Here is a 19791-nt window from a genome sequence, read left to right on the forward strand (position 1 = left end):
GCAGTGCCGTCAGTTGGCGAGTGCGGGACTGGCCGAGCGGGGCCGCGGGGACACGACGACGTCGGGGGTGCTCGAGCGGGCGAGCTCGTTGAGGATCGCAGCGTGGCGCACCTTGTGGCGGATGAGGTCCTCGTGGAACTCGGGCCGCACCCAGCCGTTGTACATGACGGCTTCGGATTCGCCCGGCTCGATCTTGAAATAGACCGGACCCGCGACGCGAGCGATGTCACCGGCTTCCCACAGGCGATTCATGCCGCCGAACGATTCGAACGTCTCCGCCCAGACGTCGAGTGGCACGTCGACGGTGCGGCGGATCGCCGCCAACATGGGTCGGCTCAGGTCGCCGACCGGATTCACGCTGTCTGCACCGAGATCCTGCAGTATCCGGATCGAGGCCGGATTGGCGTGTCCGGCATAGACGGAGATCTTGAACTTGGCATCGGCCGGGATGTGCCCGGCGTCGCGCGCCTTGTTGAGGATGTCGAGCACCCCCTCGTCCCACACCAGGACGCCGCGGATGCCGGTGGAGAAGATCCTCAGGTAGTCGTCGAGCAGATAGCGCACGTTGTCCAGACCGCGGACGCGGCGGCCACCGGCCGTCCCCTCGGTGCTCAGCGCCTGGCGGCCGAGGTCCCATCCGGTCCGCGGGCCCGGAACGGCGATCAGCTCGATGTGGTTCTCGGCGGCCAACGCGGCCACATCGTGGAGTTCATCGGTGTTGAGCAGTGTCGTGCCGCCGCCGAAGGCGATCACGCGGTGGATGAAGACGTCCTGCTTCGCGGCCTCGTCCAGCATCACCTCCAGCGTCGAAAGACGTTCCACGCCGGAGATTTCGAGTCGATACTGTCCGCCGTCGTCGAACGACTTCGTCGACGTTTCGAGCGAGTAGTCATCGGCCGACAGAAGGCCTTGAGACGCCAGGATGGCGGCCCCGTCGACCCTCGATGAGCGGCTGTCGGCTGCGGTGGGCATTGCGTCTCCTTCGGAACCGGATCGGTGAGTGCGCTGTTTTCACTCAGTGAAATACGTGTGCGCTGAATGAAAATCTAATGCAGGACAACCGCCCCGTCAACCGGACGCGCCTCCATGCCTGCACCGCACTGGGTGCTGGTAGCCTTCACTGGGTGAAAACGGAGGAACGTCCGGAGAAGAGCTCGACACTGATCGGTGTCGAGCGCACGGCCCGAGTGCTCAGCGCCGTCGCCGACGCGAATATCGGTAATCTGAGCGAGATTTCGCGTCGAACCGAGCTGAACGAGGCCACGGTGCTGCGGTATCTGAACAGCCTCGCGGCGCTGGGCTACATCGAGCGTTTCAACGCGACCCAGTACCGTCTCGGCTGGGAGGTGTTCCGGTTGGGCCAGCGCGCATTCTCAGGCCAGGTGCCCTCCGAGGCGGTCCTGCCGACCATGGAGCGATTGATGCAGGAGTTCAACGAGACCGTGAACTTCGCAACCCACAAGGAGCGCAGCGTGGTCATCCTCGAAGTCGTCGAGGGTCGCCGCGCGGTAAAGAAGGTCAGCGATGTCGGGCAATCCGATCCCTGGCACGCCTCGGCGCTGGGAAAGGCTCTTCTGGCCAGCATGCCCGACAGCGTCTGGCGCGACATCGTCGCCTCGGCAGGCCTTGTCGAGCTCACGCCGCACACCATCACGACCATGAAGAAGATGGACGCGGAGATCAAAGAGATCCGCAAGCAGGGGTTCGCGGTCGACAGGGAGGAGGCCGCGGAGGAGCTGACCTGTGTAGCCGCGGCGATCCCGACCTCCGACGGCAGCGCGTCACGCTACGCGCTCAGCATCAGTTTCCTGACGCACCGCCTGACCCCCGAGAGCCTCGAACACGCCGGCGCCCAGGTGATCGCGGGCGCGCAGGAAATCGCCAAGAAGCTCCCGTGACCGCGTCGCGGCCGCCCGGCCGGCTCGACGGCAGCGCCGCGGTCGTCACGGGGGCCACCTCCGGCATCGGACTGGCGATCGCACACCGACTGCACGCCGAGGGCGCCCGGGTCCTGGCCACCGGCCGCGATCACCGGCGCGGACGCGAGCTGGCCGAATCACTCGGTGAACGAGTCCGATTCGTTGCCGCCGATCTCACCGCGCCCGGCACCGCGGACCTGCTCACCGGGGCCTGTGTGGAGTCATTCGGCGCGCTGGACGTGCTGGTCAACAACGCGGGTGTCGATCACACCGGCGACTTCGTCGCCAGCTCGATGGACGCCATCCGGCGGGTGTTCGAGGTCAACACCTTCGCCACCATCGCCATGACTCAGAGCGCCGCGCGGCGCATGGGCGACGGCGGCGCGATCGTCAACGTCACCTCGCGACTGGCCGTGGTCGGCGTGCAGACGATGGGCATCTACGCGGCGTCCAAGGGCGCGATCGACGCGTTGACGCGTGCTGTGGCAGTCGAACTCGCGCCGCGCGGAATCCGTGTCAACGACGTCGCGCCCGGCATGACGCGCACTCCCCTCTACGATGACTGGGTCGCGCGCAGCCCCCGCGCGGAGCGGACCGAGGCTGAGGTGTTGGCCGATATTCCGTTGCGGCGCTTGGCAACTCCGGAGGACGTAGCGGCTGCCGTGGCCTACCTCGCCTCCGACGATGCCCGCTACGTCACGGGGACCACACTGCGCGTGGACGGCGGATACACCGCGCGGTGATGCGTGAACTCCCGAGTCACCAGGTGCTGGTGCGCATCACGATCTCGGCCGCGAGTTGCGCCGTCGAATCGGCCGCCTGGCGCCGGCCCAGTAGGTCGACGATCCGGTACTCGCCGTAGACGAAGCGCTGGCTCGCCTTCGCCACCGCCCGCGCCGCCGGCGTGCTCACCAATGCGGTGGTGTTCAGTTCGACCGGCGGACAGCCCTCGTCCCGCACCGCTCCTGCCAGGTCGGGTACCCGAGGGTGACCGCGATCGATGACGACCAGCCCGATGAAGCGGTCCAGCCTCGTCGCCGCCAACTCCCACGCCAGCTCCCCGCCGAGCCTGTCCCCCACCAACAGCGCCCACCGCACGTCGAGCTTGTCCAGGATGTCGATCACCGACTTCGCCGTGAGCCGGGGGTCGGGGCCGATGACGACCGTGCGCAACGAGGCGGTGTGCAACCGCTGGCATACCGCTTCGTACGCGGCGGGCGCCTTCTGGGCTGCGCCGAGCAACACCACGACCGAACCGTTCTCGGGACCGGCGACCTCGACGGGCACCCCGACGCCGTCGACGGTGATCATGGGAACGGGCATTGCGCCACGCTACCGGGAAGAGCTGAGTCGGCGGGCGGATTTGCCTGCGGTTGACGCATGCGTCATGCCGCGGCGGCGCGCTGGGCCTGCCGAGAAATCGTGTCCAGGAAAGTCTGCGGCAGTGTGCCCTGGACGGAAATCGACGGATCTCGCGTCGGGAAGGCGATGCCGAAAACCGCTGCCGCGCCGACATTCTCGAACGAGAAGTAGACGGTGCTGTCGGCGCCGGCGAGATGCATCGTCTGCTCGTAGACGAGAGCGTCGGCGCGATCGGTCTGAAGGCGCGTGGTCGTCATCGGGATACCGGGATCGCTGGGAGCGAAAAAGGTCTCGAACGTCGCACAGCGCTCGGCGGTCGCGGCCAGCCGACCGAGATCGAGTGGCCATGTCAGCACGGTGATCACCATGCGCGCCCCGTCGTAGGCCGCCACGTACTCGGCACCGCTGCCGGGTCCGCGCTCGGCGGTGGCGGCGATGTCGCGGGTCAGACCGTCGGTGCAGCCCTCGGGTTTGGACAGCATCGGCGGCGGACCACCGGCCCCGTCCCCGGCGCCGGGGTCCTTGTCGACCCGCTCGTAGTGCACGCCGGGCGGGAAGTCGGCCGCGGTGAGCAGCGCCCTGTCCAGTCGCGCCCCGGGCCAGGTCGCCGTCCCGGTCACCGTCGGCGCGCAGGCGCCGACCGTGAGCGCGACAACGGTCGCGAGGGCGGCGCGCCAAGGCATGGCATCAGGCTACCGACGCCTCAGAGCTGCGTGAGGATCTCCGCGCCGGATTCGGTGACCACCAGCGTGTGCTCGAACTGTGCGGTCCACTTCTTGTCCGTGGTCGCGACGGTCCAGTCGTCGTCCCAGATCTCGTAGTCGAGGCTGCCCAGGTTGATCATCGGCTCGATGGTGAACGTCATGCCAGGTTCGATCACGGTCTGCACTGAGGGCTGGTCGTAGTGCAGAACCACCAGACCGTTGTGGAACGTGGTGGCGATGCCGTGCCCGGTGAAATCGCGAACGACGTTGTAGCCGAACCGATTCGCATACGCCTCGATGACCCGTCCCACCACCGAGAGGGCACGGCCGGGTTTGACGGCCTTGATCGCGCGCATGGTCGCCTCGTGGGTGCGCTCGACCAGAAGGCGGTGCTCCTCGGACACGTTGCCCGCCAGGAACGTGGCGTTGGTGTCGCCGTGCACGCCGTCGATGTACGCGGTGACGTCGATGTTGACGATGTCGCCGTCCTCGATCACCGTCGAATCCGGGATGCCGTGGCAGATGATCTCGTTCACCGACGTGCAGCACGACTTGGGGTAGCCCTTGTAGCCCAGCGTCGAGGGATAGGCGCCGTGGTCGACCATGTACTCGTGGGCGATCCGGTCCAGCGCGTCGGTGGTCACCCCCGGTGCGACGGCCTCACCGGCGGCGGCGAGCGCGCCGGCGGCGATCCGGCCGGCCACCCGCATCTTCTCGATCACCTCGGGCGTCTGCACCCACGGTTCGCTGCCCTCCTGCGCGGTCGGCTTCCACACGTACTCGGGTCGGGGAATCGACGCGGGCACCGGCAGTGTCGGCGACACGGTGCCAGGTCGCAGGGCGGTCCGAACAGACATGGTGTCGATGCTAGTCGCCGTTGCGGCTCACCTGGTCAGCCGATCAGTGCCCGCGCCGGGGCAGGCCGACCCGCCAGGACTTCTGCGGGCCCCGGATGTCGACCGAACCGCACACCACCTTGCCGGTCAGCACCACATGCGGATTGCCCTCTGCGGGAGCTTCTTTGCGGTGGTCGGTGGCGCTGCCGACGTTGACCTCGACGTCGTCGATCGAGGCGCTGGCGCCGTCGGGAAGCCGCAGATCCAAACCGCCGAACTTCATGTCGAGTTCGATGATCACGATGGGGCCGGCGAACCGCGCTCTCGTGAGGTCCAACTCCACCGAGCCCATCCGGCGGTAGAGCGCCAGCCGGGTCGGCACCACCCACTCACCCTGGCGTCTCAGCGAACCGAAGACCCCGCGCAGCTCCACACGGTCGGCGGCCGAGGCCACGATCGCGCCGGGCCCGGGGAGGTCACCGACGAGGGCGTCGAGGTCGGAAGGCAGCCGCGCCCGCGACACCATCGCCGAGCGCTCCTCGAACTCTGCGATGTCGATCAGGCCGAGAGCGACGGCGTTGTGCAGGCGGCGCAGGGTGCCGTTGCGGTCGGCGTCGGAGATCCGCAGCTCGATATCGGTCATGGCGGTTCCACCGTACCGCCGGGGGCTGCGCTCAGGCCTGGTAGTCGGGCGGCAGTGAGTCGAGCATGCCCTTGAGCATGCGCACCGCGTATTCCGAACTCCCGCCGCCGACGATCAGTGCCGAGAAGGCCATGTCACCGCGATACCCGGTGAACCAGGAGTGCGAGCCGCCGGCGAATTCCGCCTCGCCGGTCTTCCCGCGCACGTCGCCCGCTCCCTGCAGGTCCTTGGCGGTGCCGTTGGTGACGACCAGCCGCATCATCGGCCGCAGGTTGTCGACCACGCTCGGCGGGATGGGCTGCCGGTCGCCGCTGACCTCGGTGTCGCGACCGGCGATCAGCCGCGGCACCGGGGTGTGGCCGGCCGCGACTGTGGCGGCAGCCAGCGCCATCCCGAACGGGCTGACGAGCACCTTGCCCTGACCGAAGCCGTCCTCGGTGCGCTCGGTGAGGTTGACCGTGGGCGGCACCGAGCCGCTGACGGTGGACAACCCGGCGATCTTGTAGTCGGGCCCGATGCCGTACTGCGAGGCGGCCTGGGTGAGCCCGCGCGGAGGCATGCGGCTGGCCAGTTCGGCGAAGGTGGTGTTGCAGGAACTGGCGAACGCCCGCGACATCGGCACCGTGCCCAGGTCGAAGCCGCCGTAGTTGGGCACCGTGCGATGCCCGATGTCGAGGTGGCCAGGGCACCCGAGAAGCGTGTTGGGCGTGGCCATGTCCCGCTCGATCGCTGCGCCGGCGGTGACGATCTTGAACGTCGATCCCGGCGGGTAGAGGCCCATCGTCGCGAGCGGGCCCTCCTGGTCGGCGGCGGTGTTCTGGGCCACCGCGAGGATCTCGCCCGTCGACGGCTTGATCACCACGATCATGGCCTGCTTGCCGGTGACGTCGACAGCGTTCTGCGCCGCATTCTGCACGGCCCGGTCCAGGCTGATGTTGATCGACGGGGCGGGGGTGCCCGGAACCTCGTTGAGCACGTCGACGTCCACACCGTTCTGGTTGACCGTGACCACGCGCCATCCCGATGACCCGTCGAGTTCGTCGGAGACGGTCTTCTTCACCTCGTTGATCAGAGCCGGCGCGAAATGTTCGTCGGTGGGCACCATCTCGGGCTGCGGGGTGATCACGACCCCGGGCAGCGCCCCGATGGCGCCGGCGACGGCGTCACGGTCTGCCTGGCGCAGGGTGACCAGGGTGAGCGGCCCGGCCGTGGAACTGGCCTGCTCGGCGAGACGCTGGGGATCGAGGGTGTTGTCGAATCGGCGCAGCGCGTCGGCGACCGCCCGCGCGGTCGGCATCAGCGCCTCGCCGGCAGCTTTCGCGTCGAGGGCGAAGCCGTAGCGGAAGCCCGGAACCAGCACGGTGGTGCCGCTGCGCTCGTTGACCGACGCCCGCGGCGGCGGATCGGCGCGCAGCGCCAGCGTCTGGTTCTCGCCGAGGCGTGGATGCAGGCCGGTCGCGGTCCAGCGCACCTGCCAGCGGCCCTCCTCGCGGATCATGTTGAGCTGCCCGTCGTAGGTCCAGCTGCGGTCCTTCGGCAGATGCCAGGTGTAGCGGTAGGTGATGCTGCCGGTGTCCTCGGCGTACTTGGCGCTCAGTATCTGGGCGTCCAGCGCTTTGGCCTGCAGGCCCGCCCATGCTTCGTTGAGTGCGTCGCGGGCGGCGTCGGGCCGGTCGGACAGCGCGGCCGCGGCCGTGGTGTCACCGGTGGCCAGCGCAGCGAAGAACGCTTCGGCGGTGGGCTCGGGACCGTCGGGCCGCGGTGTGCACGCACCCAGAGTCAGGGCGAGGACGACGATGCTGACGACGGCCGTCAGTCGCGCTGTCGTTGATGCGGAAGAGACTCTTGTGACCATTGGGACTGATGTTAAGAAGTAACGATCCGATATCGCCGCAGGCGCACCGCATCACCACCGCCCAAACCGACGTTTAGGCGCAAAAGTGCGAGAGAGATCAACCATTTCGTCGATCTCGGCGCGGGATTTACGCCCCGGCGGCCGGAGCCCGAACCACGAGCGGCGCGGCCGGGAAGTAGGCGGCCATCTCCGAGCGCGATGTCCGCAGCGCCGCGGTGCCATACCCCTGCTTGCGATGGTCGGGGTGAATCCAGATCCGCACGTCGACCTCGCCGCCGCACAACTCACCGAACACCATGCCCACTTTGACGGTCCCGACCTCGGCGACCAGCCACGCGGCCTCCTCGGCCGCGACCCGCGTCACGGCGTCGCGGATCTCATCAGCCAGCTCGCGCGGCGGGGCGTCGGTGCCGTCGCCGGCAGCACGGACATCGTCGGTGCGTGCGGCGAAGATGTCGTGGTCGACGTCCGCCCGGAAGGGCCGCAGCCGCAGGCGGCGCGCCGACCCCGGCGTCTGCTCGACCGGCGCACTCCCCGACTGCTGACTGGTCAGGGTGTCCAATTCCGCGGCGATCCGTCGCCGCGACACCCGGGTCAGCCGGTCGAACGACAACCGCAGCACTGCCTCGGCCGCCTCGGCGCTGGTGTCCAGCAGATCGGCCAACGCTTCGATCGCGGCGTCGTAATCCTCGGACGCGACCACCGCGTCGAGCACGTCATGACGACGCTCCAACGCACGCATCATCGCGTCGGCGACGATGGTGCGCTGCGCCGAGTCCTGGTCGGCCATCAGTCCAGCAACACCGTGGCGAAGGAGGCGACCTCGGTGAACCCGATCCGCGCGTAGGTCGCGCGCGCGACGGTGTTGAAGCTGTTGACGTACAGGCTGGCGATGCGTCCACTCGCCACGACGGCAGCGGCGACGGTCGCAGTGCCGCCGGTACCGATCCCCCGACCGCGCAGGTCCGGATGCACCCACACGCCCTGGATCTGGCCGACGGCCGGTGACTGCGATCCCACCTCGGCTTTGTACACCACCTGTCCGCGGTCGAAGCGCGCCCACGCCCGCCCGGCGGCGATCAGCCCCGCGACGCGACGGCGGTACCCGCGGCCCCCGTCACCGATGCGTGGATCGATGCCCACCTCGCCGATGAACATGTCGATGGCCGCGACCAGATAGGCGTCGAGTTCGTCCATGCGCACCTGCCGCACCGCGGGATCGGTCGCACAGGAGGGGGCACCGCCCAGGGCCATCAGCGGCTGATGGGCGCGGACGTCACGAGCCGGCCCCCAGACCGGCTCGAGCCGCTGCCACATCGGCAGCACCAGTTCCGCGCGCCCGACCAGCGACGAACACCGGCGCGACGTGCTCATCGCCTTGTCCGCGAACGCATTCAGATCACCGGCCGCTCCCCGCAGTGGGATCAGGTTGGCCCCGGCGTAGCAGAGGGATTCGCTGGCCCGCCGACGTGTCCACAGCTCCCCGCCGATCGCCGCCGGCTCGATGCCGTGTTCGGCCACCCGGGACGCCACCATGCAGGAGGCCACCGGATCGTCGTCGAGGACCTGCCGGACGGCGGTCATGTCACGGATGTCGCGCACCACCGACACCCTTCGCTCGTCAACGAGGCGAAAAAGCGGAGGAGCCGACATCTGGACTCTTTCTGCGACGACCCTTGTGCAGCCCGAAACAGGCCGTGCGCTCAGCTTACGGTGACAATCGGTGAACCGCTGGCATCCTCGGAACCTTCCGCCGTGTCCATGTCGGCGGCCAACCTCATGGCCTCCTCGATGAGCGTCTCGACGATCTGCGCCTCGGGCACCGTCTTGATCACCTCGCCCTTGACGAAGATCTGCCCCTTGCCGTTGCCGGACGCCACACCCAGGTCGGCCTCGCGCGCTTCGCCCGGTCCGTTGACCACGCACCCCATCACCGCGACCCGCAGCGGCACATCCATGCCCTCCAGGCCCGCCGTGACCTCGTTGGCCAGCGTGTAGACGTCCACCTGCGCGCGTCCGCACGACGGGCACGACACGATCTCCAGACCGCGGGGCCGCAGGTTCAGCGACTCCAGGATCTGCGTGCCGACCTTGACCTCTTCAGCCGGCGGCGCGGACAGCGACACCCGGATGGTGTCGCCGATTCCGCGCGACAACAGGGCGCCGAAGGCGACGGCGGATTTGATGGTGCCCTGGAAGGCGGGGCCCGCCTCGGTGACGCCGAGGTGCAGCGGATAGTCACACTGGGCCGCCAGTTGCTCGTAGGCCTCGACCATGATCACCGGATCGTTGTGCTTGACGCTGATCTTGATGTCGCCGAAGCCGTGCTCCTCGAACAGCGAGGCTTCCCACAGCGCGGATTCGACCAGCGCCTCCGGGGTGGCCTTGCCGTACTTCTCGAGCATCCGCTTGTCCAGCGAGCCGGCGTTGACGCCGATCCGGATCGGGATGCCCGCAGCGCCGGCCGCCTTGGCGACTTCCTTGACCCGACCGTCGAACTCCTTGATGTTGCCGGGATTCACCCGCACCGCGGCGCATCCGGCGTCGATCGCGGCGAAGATGTACTTGGGCTGGAAGTGGATGTCCGCGATCACCGGGATGTTCGCCTTCTTGGCGATGATCGGCAGCGCGTCGGCGTCCTCCTGCCGTGGGCAGGCCACGCGGACGATGTCACAGCCGGATGCGGTCAGCTCGGCGATCTGCTGCAGCGTGGCGTTGATGTCGTGGGTCTTGGTGGTGCACATCGACTGCACCGAGATCGGCGACTCGCTTCCCACGCCGACATCGCCGACCTTGAGCTGACGGGTCGTGCGGCGCGGAGCCAGAACCGGTGCCGGCGCGGCCGGCATTCCCAAACCGATAGAGGTCATCAGAGCTTTCCTATTGGAACAACCTGATCGGATTGACCAGGTCGGCGGTCACGGTCAGCAGCATGTAGCCGACCACCAACACCAGCACCACGTAGGTGGCCGGCATCAGCTTGAGGTAGTTGACCGGCGCGGCAGCCACTTTGCCGCGCGCCGTGCGTGCCATGTTGCGCAGCTTCTCGTACAGCGCGATCGCGATGTGACCGCCGTCGAACGGCAGCAGCGGCACGAGATTGACCGCGCCGAGCACGAAGTTCAGCTGGGCCAGGAAGAACCAGAACGCGACCCACAGACCCGCCTCGACGGTGTCACCGCCGATGATGCTGGCCCCCACCACGCTGATCGGGGTCTCCGGGTCCCGTTCGCCGCCGCCGATGGACTGCACCAGCGCCCCGACCTTGGTGGGGATCTTGGCCAGCGACTTGCCGATCTCGACGGCCAGATCGCCGGTGAAGGCGAAGGTCGCGGGGACCGCGGAGAGCGGGTTGTACTGGGTGGGACCGAAACTGGCCGCGGCCACCCCGATGGTGCCGACCTGCGTCGGCGTCGGCTCGGTACCGTCCTGGGTACCGCCGGTGGCCCCGTCCTTGGCCCCGTCCTTGGCGACGAACCGCTGGCTCGGCGTGACGTTGACCGTGGTGACGAACTCGCGGGTCTGCCCGTTCTCGTCGCGCTGCACGGTGAGTTCGGTGGGGCCGTTGAGTTTCCGGACAGCGGTGGACATCTCGTCGAAGTTGGCCACCGGGGTGCCTCCGACGGCGACGATGACGTCCCCGGCCTGGATGCCGGCCGCGGCGGCGGGACTGGCCGCCACGCACTCCCCGAGAGTGCCTTTCGTCACTTCGTCTTTGACGCATGACGTCTGCCCGACCATCGCGTTCGTGGGCTGGTGCAGGTTGGGCAGGCCCCAGATGATGGCGATCGCGTAGATCAGTACGAGGCCGATGACGAAGTTCATCCCCGGGCCCGCCGCGAGGACCGCGACGCGCTTCCACGTCTTCTGCCGGTACATCGCGTACGGACGGTCTTCGGGATCGAGTTCCTCGACCGAGGTCATGCCGGCGATGTCGCAGAAGCCGCCCAGCGGGACCGCCTTGACGCCGTATTCGGTGGAGCCCAGGCGGTTGGGCCGGCGGGTGGACCACAGCGTCGGTCCGAAGCCGACGAAGTAGCGGCGCACCTTCATGCCCGTCGCGCGGGCCACCCACATGTGCCCGCACTCGTGCAGGGCCACCGACAGCAGGATGGCCAGTGCGAAGAGCACGATGCCGATCGTGAACATCATCGTCTGAACATCCCTGTCTGCGCCTGCTTCTACTGCCGCCCGATACCTGCGAGTTCGTGCTCGACGGCCCGGCGGGCACGGTCTCGGGCCCAGTCCTGGGCGTCGAGCACATCGTCCACGGTAGCTGGTTCGGCGGCCCACTGGTCGGCAGCGCGCAGCACGGCCTCGATGGTGCGCACGATCGCCGGGAATCCGATCCTGCCGTCGAGGAACGCCGCCGCGGCCTCTTCGTTGGCCGCGTTGTACACCGCGGTCAGGCAACCACCCCGTTTGCCCGCTTCCCGGGCCAGGCGCACGGCAGGGAACACGTCGTCGTCGAGCGGCTCGAACTCCCAGGTCGACGCGGTCGTGAAGTCACATGCGGCAGCTGCCCCCGCGACACGGGACGGCCAGCCCAGTGCCAGCGCGATCGGCAGCTTCATGTCCGGCGGGCTCGCCTGGGCCAGCGTCGAGCCGTCGGTGAACGTGACCATCGAGTGCACGATCGACTGCGGATGAACCACCACCTGGATCCGGTCGTAGTCGATGCCGAAGAGCAGATGAGTTTCGATCAGCTCGAGCCCCTTGTTGACCAGCGACGCCGAGTTCAGCGTGTTCATCGGACCCATGGACCAGGTCGGGTGCGCTCCCGCCTGTTCGGGGGTGACGGCCTCGAGCTGCTCCGCCGACCAGCCGCGGAACGGCCCACCCGAGGCGGTGAGCACCAGCGCCGCCACTTCATCGGGGGTGCCCCCGCGCAGGCATTGCGCCAGCGCCGAGTGCTCGGAGTCCACCGGCACGATCTGACCGGGTGCTGCCGCCTTGACCACCAGCGGACCGCCCGCCACGAGAGACTCCTTGTTGGCCAACGCCAGTCGCGCGCCCGATTCCAGCGCGGCCAGCGTCGGCTGCAATCCGAGCGCACCGACGAGCGCGTTGAGCACGACGTCGGCCTCGGTGTCACGCACGAGACGTGTCACCGCATCCGGTCCGCTGTAGGTGACGTCACCGAGCTTCTCGGCGGCCGCCGGGTCGGCGACGGCGATGGCGGTGACGCCGGTGCGTGCCCGCTGCTCGGCGAGCAGATCGACGTTGCCGCCACCGGCGGCCAGCCCCACGACCTCGAACTCGTCGGGGTTCGCGGCGATCACGTCGAGGGCCTGGGTGCCGATCGATCCGGTGCTGCCGAGGATCAGAACGCGTCGCGTCACGGGTTCATTGTGCCGTGCCCCGAGGAGGATCGGAAAAAGCCGCCGCAGCGTCGACGGCCGCCGTGACCGCGTAGATCGGGACGTCGCGCGCGACGATATGAAAGTTCTTGTTGGAGTGGCGTTCTCGCGTCGCGCAGGTCTGGTCGCCGAGGGTTCACCCGAGGGGTACGCCACCCTCGAGGGCAGGCTCACGGTGTGCCACCTCGACGCCGCGGGTCAGTCAATCTGTGAACTGGCTGTGTGTGACGCAAGTGTGACAGGAAGCGTCCAGACCGATCCGAATTGCGAACAGCGGTGAATAACCCCCGTCGACCAAGGACGGGCACCGACGCCCGCCCCACCGAAGGGATGAAGTGATGATCACCGTTCACCGCAAGACCGTCACCGCCGCGAGCCTGGCCGCCGTGGCCATCTTCGGAGCAGCAGCCTGCTCCAGCGAGCAGGCGTCCAGCACCGCCTCATCGGCGACCAGCGCCGCCTCCTCGGCCGTCGAATCGGCGACCGGCAGCTCGAGCTCCCCGACGAGCGCCGCCGCCGATCCGGCCGCCAACCTCATCGGGTCCGGGTGCGCGGCCTACGCCGAGCAGGTCCCGTCGGGCCCGGGCTCGGTGGCCGGCATGTCGGCCGATCCGGTCACCGTCGCCGCGTCGAACAACCCGATGCTCAAGACGCTGACCCAGGCCCTGTCGGGCCAGCTCAACCCGAACGTCAACCTCGTCGACACCCTCAACGGTGGCGAGTTCACCGTGTTCGCGCCGACCGACGACGCGTTCGCCAAGATCGACCCCGCGACCCTCGAGACGCTCAAGACCGACTCGAACCTGCTGACGAGCATCCTGACCTACCACGTGGTGCCCGGCCAGGCCGGACCCGACGCGGTCGCCGGCGAGCACAAGACCGTCCAGGGCGCGAACCTGACCGTCACCGGTGCCGGAAACGACCTGAAGGTCAACGACGCCGGACTGGTCTGTGGCGGGGTCAAGACCGCCAACGCCACGGTCTACATGATCGACACCGTCCTGATGCCCCCGGCTGCCTGACCCTTTCTGTGCCCGGGCCCCTCGCCGTTGCGGCGGGGGGCCCGAGTCGTCTGCGGAGCCGGGCACTCACGGGCTCGTCACTGATCCGTCAACGTCGTTCCTGTTTCCCCCGCCGTCGCAGCGGGCAGCATCAAGGCATGCCCGCCGTCCTCTGGTTCCGCCGCGACCTGCGGCTCGCCGACTCCCCCGCCCTTCTCGCCGCCGCGGGTGAGGACGGCGACGTGCTGGCCTGCTATGTCCTCGATCCGCGACTAGAGAAGTCCGCGGGCCCGCGCCGACTGCGCTACCTCTACGACGCCCTGCGGGATGTGCAGGAGAGCCTCGACGGTCGGTTGCTGGTCACCCGCGGCGCGCCGCACTCACGAATCCCCCAGTTGGCCAAGGCCGTCGATGCGAGCGCGGTACACGTCTCCGAGGACTTCACCCCGTTCGGCCTGGCCCGCGACGAGAAGGTGCGCGACGCGCTCGGCGACATCGAACTCGTCGCCACCGGGTCGCCGTACCTCGTGTCCCCGGGTCGCGTCACCAAAGGCGACGGCAGCCCCTACAAGGTGTTCACCCCCGTTCTTCACTGCCTGGCAGAAGCACGGCTGGCGCAAGCCGGCCGACTCAAGCGCGAAAAGCGCGACGTGGATCGACCCGGGAGACGTCACGGGCGCGAAGACGGTGACGATCCCGAAAGGCCCGAAGAACGGGGCCGAGATCGACATCCCCGCCGGGGAGCACGCCGCGCTCAGCCAGTGGAAAGACTTCGTCGCCGACGGGATGTCCGGCTACGCCGACGACCGCAACCGTCCCGACCTGGCGGCCACCAGCCGGATGTCTGCACATCTGAAATTCGGCGCGATCCACCCGCGCACGATGGCCGCCGACCTCGGCCGCGGCAAGGGGGCGACGGCATATCTGCGGGAGCTCGCGTTTCGCGACTTCTACGCCTCGGTGGTGCGGGAGTGGCCGCGCAGCACCTGGTGGAACTTCAACTCCTCCTTCGACGCGATGGAGGTCGACGAGGGCAGGGAGGCGAAGGCGGCGTTCGAGGCGTGGAAGGCCGGCCGGACCGGCTTCCCGATCGTCGACGCCGGCATGCGGCAACTCGCCGAGAGCGGGTTCATGCACAACCGGGTCCGGATGATCGTGGCGTCGTTCCTGGTCAAGGATCTGCACTTGCCCTGGCAGTGGGGCGCCCGGTGGTTCCTCGAGCAGCTCGTCGACGGGGACATGGCCAACAACCAGCACGGCTGGCAGTGGGCGGCGGGATGCGGGACCGATGCGGCGCCGTACTTCCGGGTCTTCAACCCGACCACGCAGGGCACGAAGTTCGACCCCGACGGCGACTACATCCGACGCTGGGTGCCCGAACTGGCCGACGTCGACAACGTTCACAAGCTCGAGGGCAACCGGCCCGAGGACTATCCCGAGCCGATCGTCGACCATCGCCAGGAGCGTGAGGAAGCGCTGCGCCGCTACAGCAGCTTGAGCTGAGCCGTGCCCCTAGCGCAGCTGCAGACCGGCGTCGATGGGCAGTGCGACGCCGGTGATGTAGCGCCCCGATGGGCCGCACAGGAACATGATCGCGTCGGTCACGCTCGCCGATTCCATCATCGGCAGCGCCATCAACGGCATCTGCGACTCGCCGAAAGCCGGGTTCTCCGTGACGAATCCACCCATCGCCTCGTTGAGCACCATCGGCGTCGCGACACCGCCAGGGTGTACCGAATTGACCCTGATGTTGCGCGCGGCCAGCGACGCGGCGAAATGCCGCATCAGCCCGACCACACCGTGTTTGGCCGCGGTGTAACCGGCCGCGCCATGGGTCATGGTGCCGAGGTCGGTACTCACCGACTTCAGTCCCGCCGCCGAACTGGTGATCACGACGGCACCGCCGTCGCTGTTGTCCAGCAGCGCCGGCAGTGCGGCGTCGACGGTGTAGTAGACCCCGTTGAGCATGATGTCGACGGCATCGCGGTAGGCGCTGATCTCACGGCCCTGCGGTCCCGTCGCGGGCATGATGCCGGCGTTGGCGAGCACGAAGTCCAGCCGCCCCAGCTCCTCGACCCCGCGTGCGACGACGGCGGTCAGCCGGTCACGGTCCCGCACGTCGCAGCGCTCCGCGACGATGCGGCGACCCGTCTTCTCGACCAGCGCCACGGTCTCGGCGAGGTCCTCCGGCGTGGCCATCGGATACGCCACGCTGTCGAGTTGCTCGCACACGTCGACAGCGATGACGTCGGCGCCCGCCTCGGCGAACCGAACCGCATGTTCGCGGCCCTGCCCGCGAGCGGCACCGGTGACGAACACCACCGTGCCGGCGAAGGGGCGATCGGACTGCTGGCTTGCCATGGACGGGCAGCCTACGGGCTGTGTCAGAATGGCCCCAATACCGAAAGACCGGAGGAGCAGCCGTGGCAAGCACCGAGGTGGAACGACACACAGGTGTCGACGTCGAGGACGTGCCGTCCGCCGAGTGGGGCTGGTCGAAGGAGAATCCGCGGCTGCAGCAGATCGGCGGCGTTCTGGCGGGACTGTTCCTGCTGGTGATGATGCACGGCAACCACCAGGGTCATGTCGAGGACTACTTCCTCATCGCCGGCGCGGCTCTGCTGTTCGGATACGTCGGGCGCAGCTTCTACATGCACCGCAATCGCGACACCCGCTAGCGATCACACGGCCAGCGGCAACGCGTTGGCCACCGGCGTCAGCGTCTCCGGCAGTCCGGCTGCGGCACGGATCTCGGCGAATGCGGCCAGCAGCGCGTCGGTGGCTTCGTGCGGATCCTCGAGTGTGCGGTCGTCGGTGAGCACCGAGATCGACAGCTGGTCGACGTAGCTCCACACGGTGATGTTCATGCCACTGCCCGCGACGATCGGGCCCACCGAGTAGATCTCGCTGACTGTCGCACCGTGGATGAGGCCGCGCTCGCGGGGACCCGGCACGTTGGAGATCGTCAGGTTCATCACCAGCGAGGACTCCAGGCGCCGGGCCTGCTGCCGGAAGATACGCGGCGTGGTCGCCGGGGGCAGGTACGACAGCCACGACGGCAGCAGGGTCGGACCGAGCAGCCGGTGGTTCTCCTTCGCGATCGCCGTGGCGGTGGCCGTCAGCCGCACCCGCTCCAGCGGATCGGCGACGTGCACCGGCAAAGACGGTGTGATGTAAGTGAATTCGTTGCCCATCACCCGCGTGGGCGATGTGTCCACGCTGACCGGCACGCCCGCGATGAGCGGCGCCTCGGCGGCCCCGTCATAGCGAAGCTGCAGCCGGCGCAACGCCCCCGCCGCGGTCGCGAGCACGATGTCGTTGAGCGTCACACCGAGGTGACGTGCGGTGTCCTTGACGTCGGCCAGGGCCAGTGGCGCGGTGGCGAAGCGCCGCACCGGGGAGACGACGTGGTTGATGAACGTCGGCGGCGGTGCGAAGTTGCGCGCCAGATCGGGGTGGGGTCCGCGCTCGCGGGCGCTGCGCCGGACACGCACGACGCCCGCCGCGGTGTCGCGGAGCAGCCCCGGCATCCTTCGCAAGCCGCGCACGTGGTCACGGGCTGCGCCGCGCAGCAGGTTGAGCGGGGCCGTCGAATCGGGTCTCGCCTGGGCGAGCGCGCCGCGCACGTCGGGCTCGTCGGCCCCGAGCACCATCGCCATCTGGTTCGCCGAGGCCATTCCGTCGGCGAGCACATGGTGCACCTTGTGGATCACCGCGATCTTGTTGTCCGGCAACCCTTCTGCCACATACATCTCCCACAGCGGCCTGGTGCGGTCCAGCGGGGTGCTCGCGATTTCACCGATCAGTTCGTCGAGCTCGCGCCGCCCTCCCGGTGCGCGGAGACGGGCCCGCCGGATGTGATAGTCCACATCGATCTCGGCGTTCTGCACCCACATCGGATGGTGCAGCTTGAGCGGGATGTCGACGAGCTGGCACCGCAGCGGCGCCAGCGCGTGTAGCCGGGGCAGCGCAAGCTGCCGGAAGAGGTCGAAATCGTAGCCCGGAATCTGGGACACATCGAGCACGCCGATCTTGAGCGTGTGCATGTGGATCTCCGGGGTCTCGCTGTACAGCATCATGGCGTCCACGCCGTTGAGCCGCTTCACTGCCCACCTCGTCTCTGAACCGCGAAGACCGTCCTCACCCGCGAACCGTCGCCCGACCTGGTACCCATTCCACTCGATTTCGGCACCTCACGCTAACGTTCACCGTCGATGACACGTGTCGAGAAAAGTTGGATCGCCGAGCTGCTGACCTTCGAGCGCCGCGACGGCGATGTGTTCAGCGTGACGGCGCCGCCCGACGGACCCAACCCCACACTGTTCGGCGGCATGATCGCCGCGCAAGCGCTGGCCGCCGCCGGCGCCACCGTGTCGCCCGAGAAACTGCCCCAGTCCCTGCACGTGTACTTCGTGCGCGGCGGACGCTACCGCGAGCCCCTCGACTTCCGCGTCGAACGCACCCGCGACGGCCGGTCGTTCGACACCCGTCGCGTGACCGCCGTCCAGGGGGGTGCGGTGATCCTCGAGATGATCGCCTCGTTCCACATCGCCGAACCGGGGGCCGACGAGCAGCCCGTCGCGCCGGCGTCGCTGGCCTTCGACGACGCCCGGCCGAAAATCGTGGACCTCGACTTCCTCGACCCGTTCGACATCCGCACCGAGTCCGCCGACGACACGGGGTTCGCGTTGCCGCCGTTCTGGATTCGCTCGCGGAACCCGATCGAGGACGACCCGCTGGTGCGCGCGTGCACGCTGACCTTCCTCTCCGACATCGGTCCCGTCCCCGCGGCCCGACCGTCGGGTGTCACGCTGGCCCGAGGCACCGGCTACGCCGCGAGCCTCGACCATTCGATGTGGTTCCATCGCCCGTTCGACCCGCACGAGTGGCACCGCTACGACGTGATCCAGCGCAACCACAGCGACTCCCGCGGGCTGGTGATGGGCTCGCTGTACGACCGCAACGGGGTACTGGTCGCGTCGACCACACAGGAAGCGCTGTGGCGTCCCTGACGTAACCGACTCCGGCGCCCCGCCTCCTTCGGTAGGTTCTACCGTCGTGCCGACGCTGACGAACCGCCAGATTGTGCTGCGCCGCCGACCACGAGGCCTGGTGGCCGCCGAGGACACCGAACTCGTCGAGACCACCGCACCCGCACCCGCCGACGGCGAAGCACTCGTGCGCACCACCTACGTCGGTATCGACGCCGCGGCGCGCACCTGGCTCGACGACCAGCCGAGTTACCTGCCGCCGGTCGCCCTCGGCGAGGTGATCCGCGCGGCGGGCATCGGCGTGGTCGTCGAATCCCGTTGTCCCGCATACTCCGTCGGCGATGTCGTGACCACGCTGACCGGCTTCTCGGAGTACACGATCGTGCGCGACGACCTCTTCACGACGCCAGTGCCGGGTCCGGGCGATCAGGTCGACCAGCGCGCGGTGATGTCTCTCTACGGGCCGACCGGCGCGACCGCGTACTTCGGGATGACGGGCATCGGTAGGCCCGCCCCCGGCGAGACCGTCGTGGTGTCAGCGGCAGGCGGGGCGACCGGGTCGGTGGCAGGTCAGATCGCCCGCATCGCCGGGGCCCGGGTGGTGGGCATCGCCGGCGGACCCGAGAAGTGCCGTGCCGTGGTCGAGGACTTCGGGTTCGACGCCTGCATCGACTACCGCACCGACGATCTGCCCTCGGCGTTGCGCACGCACTGCCCGCGCGGCGTCGACGTGTACTTCGACAACGTCGGCGGGCCCATCCTCGACGCGGTGCTCGGCAGGCTGGCACACAAGGCGCGCGTGGTCCTGTGCGGCGTCATCTCCAGCTATCTGACCGGTGAGCATCCGGGGCCGGCGAACTACGTCAACCTCTTGGCCAAGACCGCGCTGATGCAGGGCTTCAACGCGCTCGACGAGTGGGGCCGCTTCGACGAGGCGTTCGCCGCATTGCGCCGCTGGGACGCCGAGGGCCTGCTGGTGCACCGCGAGCACATCTACGAGGGCATCGAGTCGTGCGTCGACGCGCTCAACGGGCTGTTCACCGGCGCCAACATCGGCAAGACCCTGGTCCGCCTCAGCTGACCCCTCGGCGAGCGTGCGTGTCTGCAGCCGAAACGCCGC

The 19791-nt window shown here is 68.7% G+C and carries 19 protein-coding genes and 1 pseudogene; 7 read left to right on the forward strand and 13 right to left on the reverse strand.

Annotation, left to right across the window (positions count from 1 at the left end; genetic code table 11):
* Positions 1-9: 9 nt before the first annotated feature.
* The gene (locus PGN37_RS23025; protein ID WP_335333308.1) at positions 10-972 is read right to left on the reverse strand and encodes a hypothetical protein; all 963 of its coding nucleotides are present in this window, start codon (positions 970-972) and stop codon (positions 10-12) included.
* A gap of 77 nt (positions 973-1049) precedes the next feature.
* Here PGN37_RS23025 and PGN37_RS23030 point away from each other — a divergent pair, with 77 nt between their 5' ends.
* Positions 1050-1898, forward strand: a complete 849-nt coding sequence (locus PGN37_RS23030) for an IclR family transcriptional regulator (protein WP_335333309.1) — start codon at positions 1050-1052, stop codon at positions 1896-1898.
* Positions 1895-2662, forward strand: coding sequence for an SDR family NAD(P)-dependent oxidoreductase (locus tag PGN37_RS23035; protein WP_335333310.1), 768 nt, complete (start codon positions 1895-1897; stop codon positions 2660-2662). The genes PGN37_RS23030 and PGN37_RS23035 overlap by 4 nt, the downstream gene beginning before the upstream one ends.
* 16 nt (positions 2663-2678) lie before the next feature.
* Here PGN37_RS23035 and PGN37_RS23040 read toward each other — a convergent pair whose 3' ends face one another.
* From PGN37_RS23040 to dxr, 10 genes are all read right to left on the reverse strand, one after another.
* Positions 2679-3242: an alpha/beta fold hydrolase gene (locus PGN37_RS23040; RefSeq protein WP_335333311.1), complete on the reverse strand. Its 564-nt coding sequence runs from the start codon at positions 3240-3242 to the stop codon at positions 2679-2681.
* Between the two features lie 62 nt (positions 3243-3304).
* Entirely contained in the window at positions 3305-3964 is a 660-nt protein-coding gene (locus PGN37_RS23045; RefSeq protein ID WP_335333312.1) for a hypothetical protein, read from the reverse strand.
* Between the two features lie 20 nt (positions 3965-3984).
* Entirely contained in the window at positions 3985-4842 is an 858-nt protein-coding gene (map, locus tag PGN37_RS23050) for a type I methionyl aminopeptidase (RefSeq protein WP_335333313.1), read from the reverse strand.
* Between the two features lie 43 nt (positions 4843-4885).
* A complete protein-coding gene (locus PGN37_RS23055; RefSeq protein ID WP_221362673.1) occupies positions 4886-5464 on the reverse strand; it encodes a DUF1707 SHOCT-like domain-containing protein in 579 nt (192 codons plus the stop codon).
* A gap of 31 nt (positions 5465-5495) precedes the next feature.
* Entirely contained in the window at positions 5496-7319 is a 1824-nt protein-coding gene (locus PGN37_RS23060; protein ID WP_335333314.1) for a penicillin-binding transpeptidase domain-containing protein, read from the reverse strand.
* Positions 7320-7446: 127 nt separating this feature from the next.
* Positions 7447-8109, reverse strand: a complete 663-nt coding sequence (locus PGN37_RS23065) for a GNAT family N-acetyltransferase (protein WP_335333315.1) — start codon at positions 8107-8109, stop codon at positions 7447-7449.
* Positions 8109-8972, reverse strand: coding sequence for a GNAT family N-acetyltransferase (locus PGN37_RS23070; protein ID WP_335333316.1), 864 nt, complete (start codon positions 8970-8972; stop codon positions 8109-8111). The genes PGN37_RS23065 and PGN37_RS23070 overlap by 1 nt, the downstream gene beginning before the upstream one ends.
* Before the next feature lie 50 nt (positions 8973-9022).
* Positions 9023-10189: a flavodoxin-dependent (E)-4-hydroxy-3-methylbut-2-enyl-diphosphate synthase gene (gene ispG, locus PGN37_RS23075; RefSeq protein ID WP_335333317.1), complete on the reverse strand. Its 1167-nt coding sequence runs from the start codon at positions 10187-10189 to the stop codon at positions 9023-9025.
* Between the two features lie 10 nt (positions 10190-10199).
* Positions 10200-11471: a M50 family metallopeptidase gene (locus PGN37_RS23080; protein WP_335333318.1), complete on the reverse strand. Its 1272-nt coding sequence runs from the start codon at positions 11469-11471 to the stop codon at positions 10200-10202.
* A gap of 29 nt (positions 11472-11500) precedes the next feature.
* Positions 11501-12691 (reverse strand): 1-deoxy-D-xylulose-5-phosphate reductoisomerase, encoded by a 1191-nt coding sequence (dxr, locus tag PGN37_RS23085; protein ID WP_442932999.1) that lies wholly within the window; start codon positions 12689-12691, stop codon positions 11501-11503.
* Positions 12692-13017: 326 nt separating this feature from the next.
* On the opposite strand from dxr, the gene PGN37_RS23090 reads away from it, so the two are divergent.
* Both PGN37_RS23090 and PGN37_RS23095 read left to right on the forward strand, forming a co-directional pair.
* A complete protein-coding gene (locus tag PGN37_RS23090) occupies positions 13018-13701 on the forward strand; it encodes a fasciclin domain-containing protein (protein WP_335333320.1) in 684 nt (227 codons plus the stop codon).
* A gap of 137 nt (positions 13702-13838) precedes the next feature.
* Positions 13839-15183 (forward strand): annotated as a pseudogene (locus PGN37_RS23095) (cryptochrome/photolyase family protein).
* Between the two features lie 9 nt (positions 15184-15192).
* On the opposite strand, the gene PGN37_RS23100 reads toward PGN37_RS23095, so the two are convergent.
* Positions 15193-16041: a mycofactocin-coupled SDR family oxidoreductase gene (locus PGN37_RS23100; protein WP_335333321.1), complete on the reverse strand. Its 849-nt coding sequence runs from the start codon at positions 16039-16041 to the stop codon at positions 15193-15195.
* 62 nt (positions 16042-16103) lie between these two features.
* Here PGN37_RS23100 and PGN37_RS23105 point away from each other — a divergent pair, with 62 nt between their 5' ends.
* A complete protein-coding gene (locus PGN37_RS23105; protein ID WP_335333322.1) occupies positions 16104-16358 on the forward strand; it encodes a DUF2631 domain-containing protein in 255 nt (84 codons plus the stop codon).
* A 3-nt stretch (positions 16359-16361) separates the two neighbouring features.
* Here PGN37_RS23105 and PGN37_RS23110 read toward each other — a convergent pair whose 3' ends face one another.
* Complete coding sequence (locus PGN37_RS23110) at positions 16362-17786, reverse strand: WS/DGAT/MGAT family O-acyltransferase (protein WP_335333323.1); 1425 nt, start codon at positions 17784-17786, stop codon at positions 16362-16364.
* 108 nt (positions 17787-17894) lie between these two features.
* Between PGN37_RS23110 and PGN37_RS23115 the strand changes: the two genes are divergently transcribed.
* Both PGN37_RS23115 and PGN37_RS23120 read left to right on the forward strand, forming a co-directional pair.
* Positions 17895-18692: an acyl-CoA thioesterase gene (locus PGN37_RS23115; protein WP_335333324.1), complete on the forward strand. Its 798-nt coding sequence runs from the start codon at positions 17895-17897 to the stop codon at positions 18690-18692.
* Between the two features lie 46 nt (positions 18693-18738).
* Complete coding sequence (locus PGN37_RS23120; protein ID WP_335333325.1) at positions 18739-19752, forward strand: NADP-dependent oxidoreductase; 1014 nt, start codon at positions 18739-18741, stop codon at positions 19750-19752.
* The last annotated feature ends 39 nt before the right edge of the window (positions 19753-19791 follow it).

Origin of the sequence: Mycobacterium kyogaense (genome assembly GCF_036946525.1) — a bacterium.
Classification (GTDB): domain Bacteria; phylum Actinomycetota; class Actinomycetes; order Mycobacteriales; family Mycobacteriaceae; genus Mycobacterium; species Mycobacterium kyogaense_A.